Annotated in this window: 19 protein-coding genes and 1 riboswitch; of the genes, 7 read left to right on the top strand and 12 right to left on the bottom strand. The window is 54.9% G+C overall.

The annotated features are described in order from the left end of the window. Positions 1-75: 75 nt before the first annotated feature. Positions 76-4,299, top strand: coding sequence for a DNA-directed RNA polymerase subunit beta' (gene rpoC / locus ACQ0PY_RS22920; protein ID WP_042998971.1), 4,224 nt, complete (start codon positions 76-78; stop codon positions 4,297-4,299). Between the two features lie 94 nt (positions 4,300-4,393). Here rpoC and ACQ0PY_RS22915 read toward each other — a convergent pair whose 3' ends face one another. The 10 genes from ACQ0PY_RS22915 to ACQ0PY_RS22870 form a co-directional block, all read right to left on the bottom strand. Further along, complete coding sequence (locus tag ACQ0PY_RS22915) at positions 4,394-4,711, bottom strand: PTS lactose/cellobiose transporter subunit IIA (protein WP_042998972.1); 318 nt, start codon at positions 4,709-4,711, stop codon at positions 4,394-4,396. A gap of 1 nt (position 4,712) precedes the next feature. Beyond that, positions 4,713-5,021, bottom strand: a complete 309-nt coding sequence (locus ACQ0PY_RS22910) for a PTS sugar transporter subunit IIB (protein WP_042998973.1) — start codon at positions 5,019-5,021, stop codon at positions 4,713-4,715. Between the two features lie 181 nt (positions 5,022-5,202). Continuing rightward, a complete protein-coding gene (locus ACQ0PY_RS22905; RefSeq protein ID WP_054177380.1) occupies positions 5,203-6,741 on the bottom strand; it encodes a sensor domain-containing diguanylate cyclase in 1,539 nt (512 codons plus the stop codon). 343 nt (positions 6,742-7,084) lie between these two features. Then, complete coding sequence (gene thiH / locus ACQ0PY_RS22900; protein WP_042998975.1) at positions 7,085-8,218, bottom strand: 2-iminoacetate synthase ThiH; 1,134 nt, start codon at positions 8,216-8,218, stop codon at positions 7,085-7,087. After that, positions 8,215-8,985 carry a thiazole synthase gene (gene thiG, locus ACQ0PY_RS22895; RefSeq protein ID WP_042998976.1) on the bottom strand — a complete coding sequence of 257 codons (771 nt, stop codon included), beginning with the start codon at positions 8,983-8,985 and terminating at the stop codon, positions 8,215-8,217. The genes thiH and thiG overlap by 4 nt, the downstream gene beginning before the upstream one ends. Before the next feature lies 1 nt (position 8,986). Then, entirely contained in the window at positions 8,987-9,187 is a 201-nt protein-coding gene (gene thiS / locus ACQ0PY_RS22890; protein WP_042998977.1) for a sulfur carrier protein ThiS, read from the bottom strand. Next, the gene (locus tag ACQ0PY_RS22885; RefSeq protein WP_042998978.1) at positions 9,168-9,926 is read right to left on the bottom strand and encodes a HesA/MoeB/ThiF family protein; all 759 of its coding nucleotides are present in this window, start codon (positions 9,924-9,926) and stop codon (positions 9,168-9,170) included. Before ACQ0PY_RS22885 ends, thiS begins: the two co-directional genes overlap by 20 nt. Then, a complete protein-coding gene (gene thiE, locus ACQ0PY_RS22880) occupies positions 9,919-10,554 on the bottom strand; it encodes a thiamine phosphate synthase (protein WP_109739594.1) in 636 nt (211 codons plus the stop codon). The genes ACQ0PY_RS22885 and thiE overlap by 8 nt, the downstream gene beginning before the upstream one ends. After that, positions 10,554-12,455: a phosphomethylpyrimidine synthase ThiC gene (gene thiC / locus ACQ0PY_RS22875; protein ID WP_058587264.1), complete on the bottom strand. Its 1,902-nt coding sequence runs from the start codon at positions 12,453-12,455 to the stop codon at positions 10,554-10,556. Before thiC ends, thiE begins: the two co-directional genes overlap by 1 nt. A gap of 85 nt (positions 12,456-12,540) precedes the next feature. Then, positions 12,541-12,650, bottom strand: a riboswitch (TPP riboswitch). A gap of 50 nt (positions 12,651-12,700) precedes the next feature. Next, positions 12,701-13,189, bottom strand: a complete 489-nt coding sequence (locus ACQ0PY_RS22870; RefSeq protein WP_042998981.1) for an Rsd/AlgQ family anti-sigma factor — start codon at positions 13,187-13,189, stop codon at positions 12,701-12,703. Between the two features lie 97 nt (positions 13,190-13,286). Between ACQ0PY_RS22870 and nudC the strand changes: the two genes are divergently transcribed. From nudC to ACQ0PY_RS22840, 6 genes are all read left to right on the top strand, one after another. Next, positions 13,287-14,060 (top strand): NAD(+) diphosphatase, encoded by a 774-nt coding sequence (nudC, locus tag ACQ0PY_RS22865; RefSeq protein ID WP_042998982.1) that lies wholly within the window; start codon positions 13,287-13,289, stop codon positions 14,058-14,060. Between the two features lie 41 nt (positions 14,061-14,101). Further along, a complete protein-coding gene (hemE, locus tag ACQ0PY_RS22860; RefSeq protein WP_042998983.1) occupies positions 14,102-15,166 on the top strand; it encodes a uroporphyrinogen decarboxylase in 1,065 nt (354 codons plus the stop codon). Between the two features lie 9 nt (positions 15,167-15,175). Next, positions 15,176-15,847, top strand: coding sequence for a deoxyribonuclease V (nfi, locus tag ACQ0PY_RS22855; protein WP_109739593.1), 672 nt, complete (start codon positions 15,176-15,178; stop codon positions 15,845-15,847). Between the two features lie 41 nt (positions 15,848-15,888). Beyond that, entirely contained in the window at positions 15,889-16,479 is a 591-nt protein-coding gene (locus ACQ0PY_RS22850; protein WP_042998985.1) for a YjaG family protein, read from the top strand. Positions 16,480-16,665: 186 nt separating this feature from the next. Continuing rightward, positions 16,666-16,938, top strand: a complete 273-nt coding sequence (gene hupA, locus ACQ0PY_RS22845) for a nucleoid-associated protein HU-alpha (protein WP_001044509.1) — start codon at positions 16,666-16,668, stop codon at positions 16,936-16,938. 12 nt (positions 16,939-16,950) lie between these two features. Continuing rightward, positions 16,951-17,646, top strand: a complete 696-nt coding sequence (locus tag ACQ0PY_RS22840) for a DUF1481 domain-containing protein (RefSeq protein ID WP_043001799.1) — start codon at positions 16,951-16,953, stop codon at positions 17,644-17,646. A gap of 70 nt (positions 17,647-17,716) precedes the next feature. Here the strand turns inward: ACQ0PY_RS22840 and zraP are convergent, their stop codons facing one another. Both zraP and ACQ0PY_RS22830 read right to left on the bottom strand, forming a co-directional pair. Further along, complete coding sequence (gene zraP, locus ACQ0PY_RS22835) at positions 17,717-18,157, bottom strand: zinc resistance sensor/chaperone ZraP (protein ID WP_109740595.1); 441 nt, start codon at positions 18,155-18,157, stop codon at positions 17,717-17,719. A 3-nt stretch (positions 18,158-18,160) separates the two neighbouring features. Next, complete coding sequence (locus tag ACQ0PY_RS22830) at positions 18,161-18,364, bottom strand: hypothetical protein (RefSeq protein ID WP_141227670.1); 204 nt, start codon at positions 18,362-18,364, stop codon at positions 18,161-18,163. Positions 18,365-18,373: the final 9 nt, after the last annotated feature.

The following is an 18,373-nucleotide window of genomic DNA, read 5'->3' as shown; positions in this document are numbered from 1 at the left end:
TCTCGCTCAAACAGGTCACTGCTGCCGGGATAACACCCGGCAGCGGAATGTGCTAACTCCGACGGGAGCAAATCCGTGAAAGACTTATTAAAGTTTCTGAAAGCGCAAACTAAAACCGAAGAGTTTGATGCGATCAAAATTGCTCTGGCTTCGCCAGACATGATCCGTTCATGGTCTTTCGGTGAAGTTAAGAAGCCGGAAACCATTAACTACCGTACGTTCAAACCTGAGCGTGACGGCCTTTTCTGCGCCCGTATCTTTGGGCCGGTAAAAGACTACGAGTGCCTGTGCGGTAAGTACAAGCGCCTGAAACACCGCGGTGTGATCTGTGAGAAGTGCGGCGTTGAAGTGACCCAGACTAAAGTACGCCGTGAGCGTATGGGCCACATCGAGCTGGCGTCCCCGACTGCTCACATCTGGTTCCTGAAATCTCTGCCGTCCCGTATCGGCCTGCTGCTCGATATGCCGCTGCGCGATATCGAACGCGTACTGTACTTCGAATCCTATGTGGTTATCGAAGGCGGTATGACCAATCTGGAACGCCAGCAGATCCTGACTGAAGAACAATATCTGGATGCGCTGGAAGAGTTCGGTGACGAATTTGACGCGAAGATGGGTGCGGAAGCTATTCAGGCCTTGCTGAAGAGCATGGATCTGGAGCAAGAGTGTGAAACTCTGCGTGAAGAGCTGAACGAAACCAACTCCGAAACCAAGCGTAAGAAGCTGACCAAGCGTATCAAGCTGCTGGAAGCGTTCGTTCAGTCTGGCAATAAGCCGGAGTGGATGATCCTGACCGTTCTGCCGGTTCTGCCGCCAGATCTGCGTCCGCTGGTTCCGCTGGATGGTGGTCGTTTCGCCACGTCGGATCTAAACGATCTGTATCGTCGCGTGATCAACCGTAACAACCGTCTGAAACGTCTGCTGGATCTGGCTGCGCCGGACATCATCGTACGCAACGAAAAACGTATGCTGCAGGAAGCGGTTGACGCCCTGCTGGATAACGGTCGTCGTGGTCGTGCGATCACCGGTTCTAACAAACGTCCTCTGAAATCTTTGGCCGATATGATCAAAGGTAAACAGGGTCGTTTCCGTCAGAACCTGCTCGGTAAGCGTGTTGACTACTCCGGTCGTTCTGTTATCACCGTAGGTCCATACCTGCGTCTGCATCAGTGCGGTCTGCCGAAGAAAATGGCACTGGAGCTGTTCAAACCGTTCATCTACGGCAAGCTGGAACTGCGTGGCCTCGCCACCACCATCAAAGCCGCGAAGAAAATGGTTGAGCGTGAAGAAGCTGTCGTTTGGGATATCCTGGACGAAGTGATCCGCGAACACCCGGTACTGCTGAACCGTGCACCAACACTGCACCGTCTGGGTATCCAGGCGTTTGAACCTGTTCTTATCGAAGGTAAAGCTATCCAGCTGCACCCGCTGGTTTGTGCGGCATATAACGCCGACTTCGATGGTGACCAGATGGCTGTTCACGTACCGCTGACGCTGGAAGCCCAGCTCGAAGCGCGTGCGCTGATGATGTCTACCAACAACATCCTGTCCCCGGCGAACGGCGAACCTATCATCGTTCCGTCTCAGGACGTTGTACTGGGTCTGTACTACATGACCCGTGACTGTGTTAACGCCAAAGGCGAAGGCATGGTGCTGACTGGCCCGAAAGAAGCTGAGCGTATTTATCGCGCTGGCCTGGCCTCTCTGCATGCGCGCGTTAAAGTGCGTATCACCGAATACGAAAAAGATGCTAACGGCGAGTTCGTTGCGAAAACCAGCCTGATTGATACGACGGTAGGTCGTGCAATCCTGTGGATGATCGTACCGAAAGGTCTGCCTTTCTCCATCGTCAACCAGGCGCTGGGTAAGAAAGCGATCTCCAAAATGCTGAACACCTGTTACCGCATTCTGGGTCTGAAGCCGACCGTTATCTTCGCTGACCAGACAATGTATACCGGCTTTGCTTATGCAGCGCGTTCAGGTGCATCCGTTGGTATCGATGACATGGTCATCCCGGAGAAAAAACACGAGATCATCTCTGAAGCGGAAGCTGAAGTGGCTGAGATCCAGGAACAGTTCCAGTCTGGTCTGGTTACCGCCGGCGAACGCTATAACAAAGTTATCGATATCTGGGCTGCGGCGAACGATCGTGTATCCAAAGCGATGATGGATAACCTGCAAACCGAAACCGTGATTAACCGTGACGGTCAGGAAGAGCAGCAGGTTTCCTTCAACAGCATCTACATGATGGCCGATTCCGGTGCGCGTGGTTCTGCTGCACAGATTCGTCAGCTGGCGGGTATGCGTGGTCTGATGGCGAAGCCGGATGGCTCCATCATCGAAACGCCGATCACCGCGAACTTCCGTGAAGGTCTGAACGTACTCCAGTACTTCATTTCCACGCACGGTGCGCGTAAAGGTCTGGCGGATACCGCACTGAAAACAGCGAACTCCGGTTACCTGACGCGTCGTCTGGTTGACGTTGCACAGGATCTGGTTGTTACCGAAGACGACTGTGGCACGCTGGAAGGTATCACCATGACCCCGGTTATCGAGGGTGGTGATGTTAAAGAGCCATTGCGCGATCGCGTTCTGGGTCGTGTAACCGCAGAAGACATTCTGAAGCCGGGTACGGCGGATATTCTGGTTCCGCGCAACACGCTGCTGCATGAACAGTGGTGTGATCTGCTGGAAGCGAACTCCGTTGACTCTGTGAAAGTTCGCTCTGTTGTATCCTGTGACACCGACTTTGGTGTATGTGCGCACTGCTATGGTCGTGACCTGGCGCGTGGCCACATCATCAACAAAGGTGAAGCTATCGGCGTTATCGCGGCACAGTCCATCGGTGAGCCGGGTACACAGCTGACGATGCGTACGTTCCACATCGGTGGTGCGGCATCTCGTGCGGCTGCTGAATCCAGCATCCAGGTGAAAAACAAAGGTAGCATCCGTCTGAGCAATGCGAAGTCGGTTGTGAACTCCAGCGGTAAACTGGTGATCACCTCCCGTAACACTGAGCTGAAACTGATCGACGAATTCGGTCGTACCAAAGAAAGCTATAAAGTGCCTTACGGCTCTGTGATGGCGAAAGGTGATGGTGAGCAGGTTGCCGGCGGTGAAACCGTAGCAAACTGGGATCCGCACACCATGCCGGTTATCACGGAAGTGAGTGGTTTTGTCCGCTTCACTGACATGATCGACGGCCAGACCATTACGCGTCAGACCGACGAGTTAACCGGTCTGTCTTCTCTGGTGGTTCTGGATTCCGCAGAACGTACTACCGGTGGTAAAGATCTGCGTCCTGCACTGAAAATCGTTGATGCTCAGGGTAACGACGTACTGATCCCGGGTACCGACATGCCTGCGCAGTACTTCCTGCCGGGTAAAGCGATTGTTCAGCTGGAAGATGGCGTACAGATCAGTTCTGGTGACACCCTGGCGCGTGTTCCGCAGGAATCCGGCGGTACCAAGGACATCACCGGTGGTCTGCCGCGCGTTGCGGACCTGTTCGAAGCACGTCGTCCGAAAGAGCCGGCAATCCTGGCTGAAATCAGCGGTATTATTTCCTTCGGTAAAGAAACCAAAGGGAAACGTCGTCTGGTTATCACCCCGGTAGACGGTAGCGATCCGTACGAAGAGATGATTCCGAAATGGCGTCAGCTCAACGTGTTCGAAGGTGAACGTGTAGAACGTGGTGACGTGGTTTCCGACGGTCCGGAAGCACCGCACGACATTCTGCGTCTGCGTGGTGTTCATGCTGTAACTCGTTACATCGTTAACGAAGTTCAGGACGTATACCGTCTGCAGGGCGTTAAGATTAACGATAAACACATCGAAGTTATCGTTCGTCAGATGCTGCGTAAAGCCACCATCGAAAGCGCTGGTAGCTCCGACTTCCTGGAAGGCGAACAGGTTGAATACTCCCGCGTCAAGATCGCTAACCGCGAACTGGAAGCGAACGGCAAAGTGGGCGCCACGTTCTCCCGCGATCTGCTGGGTATCACCAAAGCGTCTCTGGCAACCGAGTCGTTCATCTCTGCCGCATCGTTCCAGGAGACCACGCGTGTCCTGACCGAAGCAGCCGTTGCGGGTAAACGCGACGAACTGCGTGGCCTGAAAGAGAACGTTATCGTAGGTCGTCTGATCCCGGCGGGTACCGGTTATGCGTACCACCAGGATCGTATGCGTCGCCGTGCTGCGGGTGAACTTCCGGCTGCACCGCAGGTGACTGCAGAAGATGCCTCTGCCAGCCTGGCAGAACTGCTGAACGCAGGTCTGGGTGGTTCTGACAACGAGTAATCGTTGACTGCCTGACAGTAAAAAACCCGCTTCGGCGGGTTTTTTTATGGCGTTTTTGTAGGCCCGGTAAGCGTAGCGCCACCAGGCTTTTTTATCAGTTTGCCAGCGGGATTCGGCGATACAGTTCAATCATGTCACCTGCCAGATCCTGAATCACCATCGCGTTCATCAGATGGTCCTGCGAGTGGACGGTGATCAGATTCACCGGCAGCTTACCGGTTCCTTCATCGATCCCGATCAGTTGCGTCTGGATTTTATGCGCCAGTTTGACGTAATCGCGTGACTCTTCCATCGCCTGTTCGGCACCGGCAAAGTCGCCTTTGCGAGCCAGTTGCAGGGCGGTCAATGCCTGGCTTCGTGCGGCTCCGGCATTAACCAGCAGTTCCATAATGATGGTTTCTAACTCTTCCATGTTAGGGCTCCATCAGCTTCAGGGCTTTTTCCAGCACGGCATCGCCTTTCATCATGCCGTAATCCATCATGTCGATCACGGCGACTTTCTTACCGAGCGGATCGGCCAGCGCCTGCAATTTTGCCTGCTCATACTTGACCTGTGGGCCGAGCAGAACGATGTCCGCCGTGGCAATATTCTCTTTAAACTCTGCGACAGGCACAGCCTTGATCGTCACTTCGATCCCTTTCTTCTGAGCGGCATCTTTCATTCGTTGTACCAGCATGCTGGTGGACATACCGGCGGCACAGCATAAAACGATATTCTTCATAGTTCGCTCTCACGGTTCCATTGATACTTCATCTTTAGTCCGACCGAGTGATGAGAACAACCGCCTTACCGCGAATGTGTGTAAAGCATCACAAAGAAATCGCACAAATAATGAAACCGGTTGCGGTTTTTCTCAAAATGAAAAAAAGCCCGTCATAACGGGCGTTGCAGAGAGGGGATGATCAGCGATTCGCGACAATAATCCGGTTTTTTCCTTCCTGTTTGGCTTTGTATAGCGCTTCATCTACACGCATGATCAGCTGTTCCTGCGCTTCCAGATTCCATTCCCCGAGTCCGGCGCTAAAGGTGACGTGCAGACCCTCTTCACGCCATGAGCGCTGCGCGACCTCAATGCGCCAGCGTTCCAGTAGGGTATGCGCGTTGTTCAATTGCTCACCCGAGAACAGCACGGCAAACTCCTCACCGCCATAGCGATAGACAGAAACGGCGGCGGGTTGCATGATCTGAATCCCTTCGCGCGCGACGTTACGCAGGACGATGTCGCCATTCAAATGTCCCCAGGTATCATTGATAGATTTAAAATTATCAATATCCACCAGTGCCAGGACGAACGGTTGGTGATCGTTCATCAGCGCGACGATATCGCTATCAAAAGCGCGGCGGTTTTTACAACCGGTCAGGGCATCAATGGTCGCCTGTCGAACGTAAGCCAGTTCGCGCTCCTTATTGGACTCGATAGCTTTGCTCAGCATTGCTTCAAGGCGCGGTGCGCGTTTCACATCGCCGGTCTTGATTGCGTTGATGATATTCATCAGCACCGTGCGTGAAGCGTGGCGAAGATAGAGACCAAACAGCGCAATGATGATCGCCGCAAGGGCAAATCCCCAGACCACAATGTTGGTCTCATGACGTGTCAGATCGACGAGGGTTGTATCTGAAACCCGATAAATCACAAACCAGTCCGGGTTGGTGAACGAATAGTAGTAGTACCAGTCCTGAGTGTCCGGGTCGTACAGATGTCCTTCACCGCTGGTCATCCGGCTCATGGTTTTTTTACTGACATACTGTTTAAACAGCGCGCCTGTATCCGGATGCAGTACCACTTTTCCATCACGGTCGACCACATAGAACTCGCCCTGGACGGGAGCCACCATCTGGCGCAATGCGTAACCCATTGACGTCAGATCAAGATGAAACGCAATTGTACCTTTCATTTTCCCTTCGGGAGAGATGACCGGTTTGTAGATCGTCACCGTAGGGTGGTGCGTAAAATAGTCAATGTAGGGGGCGGTATAGTTGCTAAAGGTACTGGCTTCAGCCTGATCCATAAACCAGGGACGCGATTTCACGTCGAATGTTGTGCTGCGTTCGGTATTTAGCACTTGGGGCGCGCGCAGGTAATGGCCTTCTATATCTACCAATGAGATCGAGGAGACTGAGGGCATCAGCGTCTGCAATTGCATGATGGTTTTCAGACCCTGTTCCGGGTCAAGGTTAACCGTGTCGTTCAGGTGGTCATTACGAGAAAAGTAGGTCGCCGCCCGACCAAGGATATAATCATTTTCGCGTAGCAAAGACTCGGTATAGTTCACCGCCAGGTTATGGGTGAAATTCCGATTTATGCCATGATAATCTTCAAGAAAATCATTCTTTTGCGTAAAAGTTATGAATATGGCGATCAATAAAAAGCTGAGTATGATCCCCGTAAAGCTCACCAATATTGGCGTCGTGAATGAAAGTTTTCTGTTATGACGTGCCATTACTGTACTTATCCAGAAAGTGTAAATCCCGAAGAGAAGTGCGAAGTGAAGCCAACAATGTGGCTCTGCATATCAGGAAGAATGTAGGCAATTATAATCTCGCTGATATAAGTCGAGGTGATTTATCTTAAGAAGTGTACACCCCAGTGGCCATTTTTGGCTGAAATTGGTGTTTTATCTCGCTGATTTCGGTGAAGGCAGGGCGAAACGAGGAAGAAGCTCTTCGCCCTGGACAGCGTTAAGGCTGACGGTGATACGTTAAAAAAGTGAGAGGCTAACAACAACCTCTCGTTTTCTCTCTTTCGTCGCGGCTCGTAAAATGGTTACCCGTTTGCAAGACGGTTCATCGCCTTTGCGAAGCGCGCCCCAGATACGCATCCCAGTCTTTCCATACCGGCTGAAGCCCCTGCGCGGCAAGCGCATCGGCGACAGTTTCGGGACGGCGGTTGTCATGTGGCGCGAACTGTTCCAGTTCAGGATGATTGTCCGCATACCCGCCAGGCTGGGTTTTCGAGAACGCGCTGACGTTGTTAATCGCCAGCGGGATCACGTGGTCTCGAAACCAGGGCGACTCCCGCGTCGACAACGACAGCTCAATTTCCGGTGCCAGCAGACGGAACGCGCAAATGGTTTGTACCAGTTGGCGCTCATCCATGATTGAGGCGGGCTCAATACCGCCAGCGCACGGACGCAGGCGCGGGAACGAAATCGAGTAGCGGCTTTGCCAGTAGTGCTGCTGAAGCCACAGCAAATGCTCTGCAACCATATAGCAGTCCACCCGCCAGTTGTCGGAAAGACCAATCAGCGCCCCGAGGCCGATTTTGTCGATACCTGCGCGCCCCAGTCGGTCCGGGGTTTCCAGCCGCCAGAAGAAATCCTGTTTTTTCCCCTTCAGATGGTGCTGTGCGTACATCGCGTCGTGATACGTTTCCTGATAGACCATCACGCCGTCGAGTCCCAGCGTTTTCAGTTCGGCATATTCCGCCTCGGCTAACGGTTGAACTTCCATCTGTAATGACGAAAACTGCTGGCGAATGGTGGGCAAGTGGCGACGGAAATAGTCCATTCCGACCTTTGCCTGATGCTCGCCGGTGACCAGCAGGAGATGTTCGAAACCCAGCTCGCGGATCGCCGCACACTCCCGGATAATGTCCGTTTCATTCAGCGTCTTGCGCTTGATGCGGTTACTCATCGAAAAACCGCAGTAGGTACAGTCGTTAGCGCACAGATTGGAGAGATACAGCGGGACGTAAAAACTCACCGTATTGCCGAAGCGCTGGCGGGTTAGCGTCTGCGCCCGCTGTGCCAGCGGTTCAAGGTATGCGCTCGCGGCAGGTGACAGCAGTGCCATCATATCGTCGCGGCTGGGGTGGGGGGCATTTAGCGCCCGCTCAACGTCAGCGGACGTTTTGCTGTTGATGCGCAGGCGGATGTCGTCCCAGTCGAGTTGCTGCCAGCGGTCGGTGAACGTTTTCATACCGGGACCTCCAGAAAACCGGTCAGTGGGCTGGTGGCCTGCGCCTGACGGCTGCGACTACCCGGTCCTGCCTGACGCGCCAGAAGGCCGGCTTCCACCGCCAGACGGAAAGCGCGGGCCATCATCACCGGATCGTCCGCCACGGCAATCGCCGTATTCACCAGCACGGCGTCCGCGCCCATTTCCAGCGCCTGCGTGGCGTGGCTGGGTACGCCGATTCCGGCATCCACCACGACCGGAACGGTGGACTGCTGGATAATAATCTCCAGCATGGCCCGGGTTTCCAGCCCCTGATTAGAGCCAATCGGCGCGCCGAGCGGCATCACTGCCGCACAGCCCACCTCTTCCAGCCGTTTACACAGCACCGGATCCGCACCGCAGTAAGGCAGCACCACAAATCCTTGTTTTACCAGTGCCTCGGCGGCTTTCAGCGTTTCAATGGGGTCCGGCAGCAACCAGCGCGCATCGGGATGAATTTCCAGCTTCAGCCAATGGGTACCGAGCGCCTCGCGCGCAAGCTGTGCGGCAAAGATTGCCTCTTCTGCCGTTTTCGCCCCGGAGGTGTTGGGCAACAGCGTGACGCCCGCGTCAATAAGAGGAGCCAGGATGGCGTCATTTTGCTGGCGCAAATCCACACGCTTCATGGCCAGCGTCACCAGTTGGCTACCGGAGGCGCGGATCGCGTCAATCATTAATGCTGGTGATGCAAACTTACCCGTGCCCGTGAACAGATGCGAATCAAACGTTTTATCTGCAATTCGTAACATTTCAACCCCCTGCGATAACCTGAAAAAGCAGGATCTGGTCGCCTTCCTGCACGATGTGCTGCTCCCACTGCTCGCGGGGCAGGATCTGTTGATTCAGCGCCAGTGCGGCGCCGGGTTTTAACTGATTCAATTGCGTCAGCAGTGTATGCACGGAGAGTCCTTCTGCACACTGCATTGGCTCATCATTGAACTGTATTCGCATGTCGCCCTCCACACACTGGGCACCCGCTGGCGCGGCGTAATGCCAGGCTGCGCCACTGGCTGGTTTTGCCGTCAAACAGGCGCAATTCGCCGCCGGGTATCTCCATACCGCTTAGGAGCTTGATTGCCTCGAGTGCCTGCAGGGTCCCCATCATCCCGACGACGGGGCCGACAACGCCTGCGGTACGGCAATTGCGTTCGGGTTCCGCGTCATCCGGCCATAAGCAGCGATAGCAGCCTTGTGACCAGGGCGGCGTCAACACCATCAACTGGCCGCCAAAACCGACCGCGCTGGCGGTGATCAGCGGGGTATCGAGCGCCACGCAGGCGGCGTTAATTTCCTGACGCGTCGCCATGTTGTCGGTGCAGTCGAGCACGACATCCGCTTGCGCCACTGCATGCCTGAGCGCCTCTCCACTCAGACGCTGCGTCAGCGAGAGCAGTTCGATATCCGGATTGAGTCGTGCCAGCCGCTGCTGTGCAACCTGCGATTTAGCGCGGGCAATGTCATCCGTGGTGAACAGGATCTGCCGCTGCAGGTTGCTGAGATGAACCTCATCGTCGTCAGCCAGCACCAGCGTGCCGACACCGGCTCCTGCCAGATACAGCGCGGCCGGTGAGCCTAATCCGCCCAGCCCGACGATCAGCACACGGCTGGCAAGCAGCTTTTGCTGACCGTCAATGGCGATATCGCCCAGCAGGATCTGACGGCTATAGCGCATAAAGTCACGGTCATTCATCGCCTGCTCCTGCTATCGCCAGCAATTGCGCGGTGGCCGCCCGCCAGTCTTCGGCCTGGATAATGGCGCTGACCACCGCAATACTCCCTACACCAGTCGCCAGCACGGCGGGTGCGCGCTCCAGGCTGATACCGCCAATGGCGACGGTAGGATAATCATTCAGACGATTGATATGCCGTGCGAGTTGTTCCAGTCCTTGCGGCGCGGACGGCATCTGCTTAGTCTGCGTCGGGAAAACGTGGCCCAGCGCGATGTAGGAGGGACGTGCCGCCAGCGCTACGTCGATCTCCATATCGTCGTGTGTCGAGACGCCCAGGCGTAATCCCGCCGCCTGAATCGCCTTCAGTTCGGTGGTTTCCAGATCTTCCTGACCCAGATGCACGCCATAGGCGCGATGTTTGATCGCCAGCCGCCAGTAATCGTTAATAAACAGACGGGCGTTGTATTTCCGCCCCAGTTCGATGGCGGCCACCACATCGGCTTCCACCTCTTCATCACGCTTGTCTTTTATGCGCAACTGGAGCGTACGCACGCCCGCATCCAGTAGGCGTTCAATCCACGTTACGCTGTCGACTACCGGATAGAGGCCCAGGCGAAAAGGAACCGTTGGGAAATCGGGTTGAATCATCAGACTTCCTCCCGTTTGAGGTAGATTTCTCCGCCTTTGGCGCGGAAGGTGTCTGACATATCCGCCATCCCCACTTCGATGGTCTGCGCGGCGGCGTAGTCACGGACTTCCTGACTGATTTTCATTGAGCAGAATTTCGGGCCGCACATGGAGCAGAAGTGCGCGACTTTGCCGGATTCCTGCGGCAGGGTTTCATCGTGGTAAGCGCGGGCGGTAAACGGATCGAGCGCCAGATTAAACTGGTCTTCCCAGCGGAATTCAAAGCGCGCTTTGGACATCGCGTTATCACGGATTTGCGCCCCCGGATGCCCTTTCGCCAGATCGGCGGCATGGGCGGCAATCTTGTAGGTAATCAGCCCCTGTTTCACATCTTCTTTGTTTGGCAGGCCAAGGTGTTCTTTCGGGGTGACATAACAGAGCATCGCGCAGCCAAACCAGCCGATCATCGCTGCGCCAATTCCCGAGGTGAAATGGTCGTAACCCGGTGCGATATCAGTGGTCAGCGGGCCTAAGGTGTAGAATGGCGCTTCATGACAGTGCTCCAGCTCTTCGGTCATGTTGCGACGGATCATCTGCATCGGCACATGGCCCGGACCTTCAATCATCACCTGCACGTCATACTCCCAGGCGATTTTGGTCAGTTCGCCCAGTGTGTGCAGTTCTGAGAACTGTGCCTCGTCGTTGGCGTCCTGAAGGGAACCCGGACGCAGGCCATCGCCGAGCGACAGCGACACGTCATAGGCAGCGCAGATTTCACAAATCTCGCGGAAGTGCTGGAAGAGGAAGTTCTCTTTGTGATGAGAGAGACACCATTTCGCCATAATGGACCCTCCGCGCGAGACAATCCCTGTCAGGCGTTTCGCGGTCATCGGCACATAGCGCAGCAGCACTCCGGCATGAATGGTGAAGTAGTCCACCCCCTGTTCGGCCTGCTCCAGCAGCGTATCGCGGAAGGCTTCCCACGTCAGATCTTCGGCGATCCCGTTGACCTTCTCCAGCGCCTGGTAGATCGGAACGGTACCGATCGGCACCGGGCTGTTGCGCAGGATCCATTCGCGGGTTTCATGGATATAGCGACCGGTGGAGAGGTCCATCACCGTGTCTGCCCCCCAGCGCGTTGACCACACCAGTTTCTCCACTTCTTCTTCGATGGAGGAGGTGACGGCAGAGTTGCCGATATTGGCGTTCACCTTCACCAGGAAATTACGCCCGATAATCATCGGTTCCGATTCCGGGTGATTGATGTTGGCGGGGATGATAGCTCGTCCAGCGGCCACTTCATCACGCACAAATTCCGGCGTGATGTTCTCCGGCAGGCGTGCGCCAAATCCTTCACCCGGATGCTGCTGGCGTAACACTTCACTGCGGATGCGTTCACGGCCCATGTTTTCACGAATGGCGATAAACTCCATTTCCGGGGTGACGATACCCTGGCGCGCGTAGTGCAGTTGCGTCACGCATTTGCCTGCTTTCGCGCGTTTTGGCGTCAGCAAACCGGTGAAACGCAGTTCATCCAGACCGTCGTCGGCCAGACGTTCTTTGGTATAGACAGAGCTGCGGTCAGTTAAGGCTTCGCTGTCGTTACGCGCATCAATCCACGGCTGGCGCAGCTTTGTCAGCCCCTGCTGGACGTTAATTGCCACATCCGGATCACCATACGGACCGGAGGTGTCGTACACCGGAATCGCTTCGTTCTCTTCAAACTGCGGTTCCGCTTTGCTGCCGCCGATGAGCGTCGGGCTAAGCTGAATTTCCCGCATCGGGACGCGAAGATCGTGTTGTGAACCGGTGATGTAGATCCGTTTTGAGTTCGGGAAGGCTGTGCCTTCCAGCGTATCGATAAAGTGTTGTGCTTGCGCGCGCTGTTCGCGGCGGGACAATTTAGGGGTAGTTGCAGACATAGCTCATTCCAAAAAAGTAAGGAGATGGCTTGTCAGACGACGGATGAGTAATAGGTGTGCGACGCCCGTTAAGGCTTACGCATAAAGCAGAATTACTCTTGTTCCCTTCGCAGGTTTTAACCTGATCAGGTTCCGCGGATCCCGAATTAACGGTCTCAGCCGGTGTTTTCACACCAGGCACTCCGACAAGATGTAACCTCTGATAAGAGGCAATAGGGGTAAACTACGCGTTCTGTGCGCCGAACTCAAGCAGGACGTTTGATAACCGCATTGTCATGCATGGCGTCAAAGACCAGCATGATCAGCTTATCTTCCAGCGCAAATCGGGCTTCCAGCGCTTCGCCGAGATCGGATAAAACCTGTTGAAACTCCAGGCAGTTATCGTGATCAATCGCCGTTTCCAGGCTGGAGTCATAGTAGTCCATGATGCGTTGTGTGTTAGCTTCCAGTAGCGGCCAAATTTTTGTCGCTTTTAAAAGCTGCCCGTTACCTTCCAATTTATGCAGAATACGTTCATAAATACTGAAGTGTCCGGTGGAGAGGTAGTCGACCAGGCTCTGACAAAAATCATCCAGCGCTTTTTCATTCAGTTGCATGTACGATTCTTTGCCAGGCTTAATGCCAACCAGATTGTAGTAAGCCACGAGCAGATGCTTACGTACATGTAGCCAGCGATCAACCAGTTTGTTACTTCCTCTGACGCGCTCTGTCAGGTCTTCCAGCTGGTTTAGCATGATTGACTCCGCAAGTGTAGATTTAAAAACTGCTCACGCAGGAATTGTAAAAATAATGTTATCAACATGCCAGTGAAGCAAAGGTAGTGCAAGAGCTATGGATCGTATAATTGAAAAATTAGATCACGGCTGGTGGATCGTCAGCCATGAGCAAAAATTATGGTTGCCTCATGGCGAATTGCCACACGGCGATGCGGCAACTTTCGATCTTGTCGGGCAGCCAGCGCTGCAAATCGGAGAGTGGGAAGGCGAACCCGTCTGGCTGGTGCAACAGCATCGGCGTCACGAGATGGGATCGGTTCGTCAGGTGATCGATCAGGATGTGGGGCTGTTTCAACTGGCGGGGCGCGGGGTACAGCTGGCTGAGTTTTATCGATCGCATAAATTCTGTGGCTACTGCGGGCACCTGATGCATCCGAGTAAAACCGAGTGGGCGATGCTCTGTACCCACTGCCGTGAACGTTACTATCCGCAAATCGCCCCCTGCATTATCGTCGCCATTCGCCGTGAGGATTCGATCCTGCTTGCCCAACACGTTCGCCATCGTAACGGCGTACATACCGTACTTGCCGGATTTGTTGAGGTGGGCGAGACCCTGGAACAGGCGGTGGCGCGTGAGGTGATGGAAGAGAGCGGCATTAAAATTAAAAACCTGCGCTATATCACCTCGCAGCCGTGGCCTTTCCCGATGTCGCTGATGACTGCGTTTATGGCGGAGTATGACAGCGGCGAGATTGTCATCGACCCGAAAGAGCTGCTGGAGGCTAACTGGTATCGCTACGATGATCTACCACTCCTGCCGCCGCCTGGCACCGTCGCACGGCGTCTGATCGAAGATACCGTGGCAATGTGTCGGGCTGAGTATGAATGACATGATACACTGACGGCCTGACGCAATAAGGAACTGCAAAAATGACCGAACTGAAGAACGATCGTTATCTGCGTGCGCTGCTGCGCCAGCCCGTTGATGTCACCCCGGTATGGATGATGCGCCAGGCGGGCCGCTATTTACCGGAATATAAAGCCACCCGCGCAGAGGCGGGCGATTTTATGTCGCTGTGCAAAAATGCCGAGCTGGCCTGCGAAGTGACGCTCCAGCCGCTGCGCCGTTATCCGCTTGATGCGGCGATCCTCTTCTCGGATATCCTGACCATTCCGGATGCGATGGGACTGGGGCTCTGGTTTGAAGCCGGCGAAGGTCCGCGTTTTACTGCACCGGTCGCCTGCAAAGCCGATGTCGACAAGCTGCCGGTTCCCGATCCGGAAGATGAACTGGGCTACGTGATGAACGCGGTACGTACGATTCGTCGCGAGCTAAAAGGTGATGTGCCACTGATTGGCTTCTCCGGCAGTCCGTGGACGCTGGCGACCTACATGGTGGAAGGCGGAAGCAGCAAAGCCTTTACCGTGATTAAAAAGATGATGTATGCCGACCCGAAAACGCTGCATGCGCTACTTGATAAGCTGGCGAAGAGCGTCACGCTGTATCTGAATGCTCAAATCAAGGCGGGCGCGCAGTCGGTGATGATTTTCGACACCTGGGGTGGCGTGCTGACCGGACGCGATTATCAGCAGTTCTCGCTGTATTACATGCACAAAATCGTTGATGGCCTGCTGCGTGAAAACGACGGTCGCCGCGTGCCGGTGACGCTGTTTACTAAAGGTGGCGGACAGTGGCTGGAAGCGATGGCGGAAACCGGCTGCGATGCGCTCGGACTCGACTGGACCACCGATATTGCCGATGCACGTCGTCGCGTGGGACATAAGGTTGCTTTACAGGGCAACATGGATCCTTCCATGCTCTATGCGCCTACGGCGCGGATCGAAGAAGAAGTGGCGTCTATACTTTCTGGTTTCGGCCAGGGGGAAGGCCACGTCTTTAACCTCGGTCACGGCATCCACCAGGACGTGCCGCCAGAACATGCTGGCGCCTTTGTGGAGGCGGTGCACCGGCTGTCCGCACAATACCACCGCTAAGGAGACCATATGGACCTCGCGTCGCTACGCGCTCAACAACTTGAACTGGCCTCATCTGTAATCCGCGTGGATCAACTTGATAACGATCCGCCGGATCTGATCGGCGGGGCAGACGTGGGGTTTGAACAGGGCGGAGAGGTGACGCGGGCGGCGATGGTTTTGCTGAAATATCCCTCGCTGGAACTGGTTGAATACAAAGTGGCGCGCATCGCCACCACCATGCCTTATATCCCCGGCTTTCTCTCCTTCCGTGAATATCCCGCGTTGCTGGCAGCGTGGGAGCAACTCTCGCAAAAACCCGATTTGCTCTTTGTGGATGGTCACGGTATTTCCCATCCGCGCCGTCTCGGCGTGGCCAGCCATTTCGGACTGTTGGTGGATGTGCCGACCATTGGTGTGGCGAAAAAACGATTGTGCGGCAAGTTCGAACCACTCTCTGCTGAACCTGGCGCACTGGCGCCGCTGATGGACAAAGGTGAGCAACTGGCATGGGTCTGGCGCAGCAAAGCGCGCTGTAATCCGCTGTTTATCGCTACGGGCCATCGTGTCGGGTTGGACAGCGCCCTGGCGTGGGTGCAGCGCTGTATGAAAGGCTACCGCCTGCCGGAGCCAACCCGCTGGGCGGATGCGGTGGCATCGGAACGTCCGGCATTTATGCGATGGCAGGAAATGCAGCCCTGATTGCGGTACACTGCCGCTAATTTCTGATTCGAGAATTCATCATGTTACAAAACCCGATTCATCTGCGTCTGGAACGTCTGGAAAGCTGGCAGCACGTCACGTTTATGGCCTGCCTGTGTGAGCGCATGTACCCGAACTATGCCATGTTCTGCCAACAGACCGGGTTTGGCGACGGACAGGTGTACCGCCGTATTCTGGACCTGATCTGGGAAACGCTGACGGTCAAAGATGCGAAAGTGAATTTCGACAGCCAACTGGAGAAGTTTGAAGAAGCGATCCCGGCGGCAGATGATTATGACCTGTATGGGGTTTATCCGGCCATTGATGCCTGCGTGGCGTTAAGTGAGCTGGTTCATTCCCGTTTGAGCGGTGAGACGCTGGAACACGCCATTGAAGTCAGCAAGACGTCCATCACTACGGTTGCGATGCTGGAAATGACCCAGGCAGGTCGAGAAATGAGCGATGAAGAGCTCAAAGATAACCCGGCGGTGGAGCAAGAGTGGGATATTCAGTGGGAAATATTCCGACTTTTAGCTGACTGTGAAGAACGCGACATTGAGCTGATAAAAGGGCTTAGAGCAGACCTGCGTGAGGCTGGCGAGAGCAATATCGGTATAAATTTGCAGCAGTAAGACACGAAAACGTGATTTAACTTCTGAATTGTCGTACCTGAAGGCTTCCCTTCCGCCCCCCGTCTGGTCTACATTTGGAGGGCGAAAAAAAGTGGCTATCGGTGCGTGTATGCAGGAGAGTGCTTTTCTGGCATTTCCGTCGCACTCGATGCTTAGCAAGCGATAAACACATTGTAAGGATAACTTATGAACAAGACTCAACTGATTGATGTAATTGCAGACAAAGCAGAACTGTCCAAAACCCAGGCTAAAGCTGCTCTGGAATCCACTTTGGCTGCTATTACTGAGTCTCTGAAAGAAGGCGATGCTGTACAACTGGTTGGTTTCGGTACCTTCAAAGTGAACCACCGTGCTGAGCGCACTGGCCGCAACCCGCAGACCGGTAAAGAAATCAAAATCGCCGCAGCTAACGTACCGGCGTTTGTTTCTGGTAAAGCACTGAAAGACGCAGTTAAGTAAGACCACGTGGCTGTGAACAGTTTTAATGAAGGGGCGGCTTCGCCCCTTTCGTCTGTCTGGCGTCGCACGTTGACGTTAGCAGGCGTGCTGTTGCTAACGGCCTGTAGCCATAACGCCTCTCTTCCGCCGTTTACCGCCAGTGGGTTTGCTGACAACCAGGGTGCGGTGCGTATCTGGCGTAAAGACGCATCAGACGGCGTCCATATGCTTTCGGTGTTCAGTCCGTGGCGTAATGGCAGTACCACAACCAGCGAGTACCGCTGGCAGGGTGATTCCCTTTCACTGATAGAACTCAATATTTATGGCGAACCGCCGGAGCATATCCGCGTGCGTTTTGACGATCGCGGCGAACTGAGCTTTATGCAGCGCGAAGTCGATGGTCATAAACAGCAGTTGTCGAACGACCAAATCGAATTGTACCGTTACCGTGCCGAGCAGATCCGCCAGACCAGCGATGCATTGCGACAGGGGCGGGTGGTCTTGCGTCAGGGACGCTGGCATGCCGCTGAACGTACGGTTACCACCTGCGAAGGCGAGACGATTAAACCGGATTTAGATGCCTGGGCGATGAGTCACATTGAGCGCCGCCAGAGCCATTCATCTGTTGACGTCAGCGTGGCATGGCTGGAGGCGCCCGAAGGGTCACAGCTTCTGCTGGTGGCGAATTCCGACTTCTGCCACTGGCAGCCAAAAGAAAAAACGTTTTGATGGGTGCCGGATGGCGGCCTACATCAGACATTCTGTAGGCCTGATAAGCGTCGCGCCATCAGGCAAAACATTACCAGTGTCCCATTCCCATGTGGCCGCCACGACCACCGCATCCGCCGTAACCCATCCCCATACCCATACCGCCAGGGACACCGGCCTGAGCCATGGCAACATCCCGTTTCACCCGTTGTTCATCCAGAGACTGTCTTAAGGATTCCATCTCTTTAGCCACCGCATTGATTTTGGCGGTATCCGGCGGATTCGTCGCTAACAGCGCGTTGTATTCATAGCGTTTGGACATCAGTTGTTGGCGTAGGGCGTTAGTCTGGTTGTAAAAGTCATTATGGATTTTTTGCGCGGCAGCCTGCTGCTCTGCGCTCAGTCCACTGCCATTTTGTTGCCACATGCCGCCGCCGTTCCCCCAGTGATGCCGCGCCAGGGCGGGGCTGGAACCCAGCACCATCAAAGAGAGGGCGATCAGCGCCAGGCCTGCTTTCGTGTTCCGTTTCATCATTTATCCTCCTGTGGGTGGTCTTATCTTCTGTATTGCATCTTCCGTGCCAGACTGATTCTTCCCGCCCGGCGCGGGTTCTGGCGATGCACAGGCCAGCAAAGCGAGTAAAAATGACTCGCCGGAAGGACGCAGTGGGTCATTTTTACCCGGCGTTGTCGGCAGTTTGTGTGGCAAGACCGGGATACGAGCCGCGAAAAGTGGCATGATTTCTGC

It is taken from the genome of Citrobacter sp. LST-B2 (genome assembly GCF_057983045.1).
Note: the sequence above shows the minus strand (reverse complement) of the source record. Positions and strands in the feature narration are given on the sequence as shown.

Excerpts from the sequence above, each read along its gene's own strand:
- ACQ0PY_RS22915 (WP_042998972.1), bottom strand. The coding sequence starts at position 4,711 with ATGGAAGAGTTAGAAACCATCATTATGGAACTGCTGGTTAATGCCGGA.
- thiH (WP_042998975.1), bottom strand. The coding sequence starts at position 8,218 with ATGAAAACGTTCACCGACCGCTGGCAGCAACTCGACTGGGACGACATC.
- hemE (WP_042998983.1), top strand. The coding sequence starts at position 14,102 with ATGACCGAACTGAAGAACGATCGTTATCTGCGTGCGCTGCTGCGCCAG.
- zraP (WP_109740595.1), bottom strand. The coding sequence starts at position 18,157 with ATGAAACGGAACACGAAAGCAGGCCTGGCGCTGATCGCCCTCTCTTTG.
- thiC (WP_058587264.1), bottom strand. The coding sequence starts at position 12,455 with ATGTCTGCAACTACCCCTAAATTGTCCCGCCGCGAACAGCGCGCGCAA.
- thiG (WP_042998976.1), bottom strand. The coding sequence starts at position 8,985 with ATGTTACGAATTGCAGATAAAACGTTTGATTCGCATCTGTTCACGGGC.
- ACQ0PY_RS22830 (WP_141227670.1), bottom strand. The coding sequence starts at position 18,364 with ATGCCACTTTTCGCGGCTCGTATCCCGGTCTTGCCACACAAACTGCCG.
- ACQ0PY_RS22850 (WP_042998985.1), top strand. The coding sequence starts at position 15,889 with ATGTTACAAAACCCGATTCATCTGCGTCTGGAACGTCTGGAAAGCTGG.
- nudC (WP_042998982.1), top strand. The coding sequence starts at position 13,287 with ATGGATCGTATAATTGAAAAATTAGATCACGGCTGGTGGATCGTCAGC.
- ACQ0PY_RS22910 (WP_042998973.1), bottom strand. The coding sequence starts at position 5,021 with ATGAAGAATATCGTTTTATGCTGTGCCGCCGGTATGTCCACCAGCATG.
- thiE (WP_109739594.1), bottom strand. The coding sequence starts at position 10,554 with ATGATTCAACCCGATTTCCCAACGGTTCCTTTTCGCCTGGGCCTCTAT.
- ACQ0PY_RS22905 (WP_054177380.1), bottom strand. The coding sequence starts at position 6,741 with ATGGCACGTCATAACAGAAAACTTTCATTCACGACGCCAATATTGGTG.
- thiS (WP_042998977.1), bottom strand. The coding sequence starts at position 9,187 with ATGCGAATACAGTTCAATGATGAGCCAATGCAGTGTGCAGAAGGACTC.
- nfi (WP_109739593.1), top strand. The coding sequence starts at position 15,176 with ATGGACCTCGCGTCGCTACGCGCTCAACAACTTGAACTGGCCTCATCT.
- ACQ0PY_RS22885 (WP_042998978.1), bottom strand. The coding sequence starts at position 9,926 with ATGAATGACCGTGACTTTATGCGCTATAGCCGTCAGATCCTGCTGGGC.
- ACQ0PY_RS22870 (WP_042998981.1), bottom strand. The coding sequence starts at position 13,189 with ATGCTAAACCAGCTGGAAGACCTGACAGAGCGCGTCAGAGGAAGTAAC.
- hupA (WP_001044509.1), top strand. The coding sequence starts at position 16,666 with ATGAACAAGACTCAACTGATTGATGTAATTGCAGACAAAGCAGAACTG.